We start from the raw sequence: 1,780 nt of genomic DNA on the forward strand, positions 1-1,780 counted from the left end.
CTCAAAACTAAACAAAGTTTCTCCGCTGTGTAGGTTCCGTTTTATTCCTTAGAAAGGAGGTGATCCAGCCGCAGGTTCTCCTACGGCTACCTTGTTACGACTTCACCCCAGTCATCTGTCCCGCCTTAGGCGGCTCCCTCCAAATGGTTAGGCCACCGACTTTGGGCGTTACAAACTCCCATGGTGTGACGGGCGGTGTGTACAAGGCCCGGGAACGTATTCACCGCGGCATGCTGATCCGCGATTACTAGCGATTCCGACTTCGTGCAGGCGAGTTGCAGCCTGCAGTCCGAACTGAGAACGGCTTTAAGAGATTAGCTTGCCCTCGCGAGTTCGCAACTCGTTGTACCGTCCATTGTAGCACGTGTGTAGCCCAGGTCATAAGGGGCATGATGATCTGACGTCGTCCCCACCTTCCTCCGGTTTGTCACCGGCAGTCTCACTAGAGTGCCCAACTTAATGCTGGCAACTAGTAACAAGGGTTGCGCTCGTTGCGGGACTTAACCCAACATCTCACGACACGAGCTGACGACGACCATGCACCACCTGTCATTGCGTCCCCGAAGGGAACGCCTTATCTCTAAGGTTAGCGCAAGATGTCAAGACCTGGTAAGGTTCTTCGCGTAGCTTCGAATTAAACCACATGCTCCACCGCTTGTGCGGGCCCCCGTCAATTCCTTTGAGTTTCAACCTTGCGGTCGTACTCCCCAGGCGGAGTGCTTAATGCGTTAGCTCCGGCACTGAAGGGCGGAAACCCTCCAACACCTAGCACTCATCGTTTACGGCATGGACTACCAGGGTATCTAATCCTGTTCGCTACCCATGCTTTCGAGCCTCAGCGTCAGTTGCAGACCAGACAGCCGCCTTCGCCACTGGTGTTCTTCCATATATCTACGCATTCCACCGCTACACATGGAGTTCCACTGTCCTCTTCTGCACTCAAGTCGCCCGGTTTCCGATGCACTTCTTCGGTTAAGCCGAAGGCTTTCACATCAGACCTAAGCAACCGCCTGCGCTCGCTTTACGCCCAATAAATCCGGATAACGCTTGCCACCTACGTATTACCGCGGCTGCTGGCACGTAGTTAGCCGTGACTTTCTGGTTGGATACCGTCACTACCTGAACAGTTACTCTCAGGTACGTTCTTCTCCAACAACAGAGCTTTACGAGCCGAAACCCTTCTTCACTCACGCGGTGTTGCTCCATCAGGCTTGCGCCCATTGTGGAAGATTCCCTACTGCTGCCTCCCGTAGGAGTATGGACCGTGTCTCAGTTCCATTGTGGCCGATCAGTCTCTCAACTCGGCTATGCATCATCGCCTTGGTAAGCCGTTACCTTACCAACTAGCTAATGCACCGCGGGTCCATCCCAGAGTGATAGCATATGCCATCTTTCAAACGAAAACCATGTGGTTTTCGTTGTTATGCGGTATTAGCATCTGTTTCCAAATGTTATCCCCCGCTCCGGGGCAGGTTACCCACGTGTTACTCACCCGTCCGCCACTCACTGGGTATCCAGCGTCAATCTGGTGCAAGCACCGTCAATCAGCTGGGCCAGTGCGTACGACTTGCATGTATTAGGCACACCGCCGGCGTTCATCCTGAGCCAGGATCAAACTCTCATATAAAATTATATAAGAACTTGAAAAGCTCTTTATTATCTTTGTTATTAAGCGAATTGACTTCGCAAATGTTTTGCTTCAAATCACATCGTGATTGAAGACCCTACACATTTGATTCGTCGAAACTTTGTTCAGTTTTCAAAGGTCTACCTGTTGGCT

1 rRNA gene is annotated in these 1,780 nt (G+C 51.9%); it reads right to left on the reverse strand.

Annotation, left to right across the window (positions count from 1 at the left end):
- Positions 1-52: 52 nt before the first annotated feature.
- Positions 53-1,627: ribosomal RNA gene (locus DTK66_RS10740) — 16S ribosomal RNA — on the reverse strand.
- Positions 1,628-1,780: the final 153 nt, after the last annotated feature.

Source organism: Limosilactobacillus walteri, from assembly GCF_014830205.1.
Taxonomy (GTDB): Bacteria; Bacillota; Bacilli; order Lactobacillales; family Lactobacillaceae; genus Limosilactobacillus; species Limosilactobacillus walteri.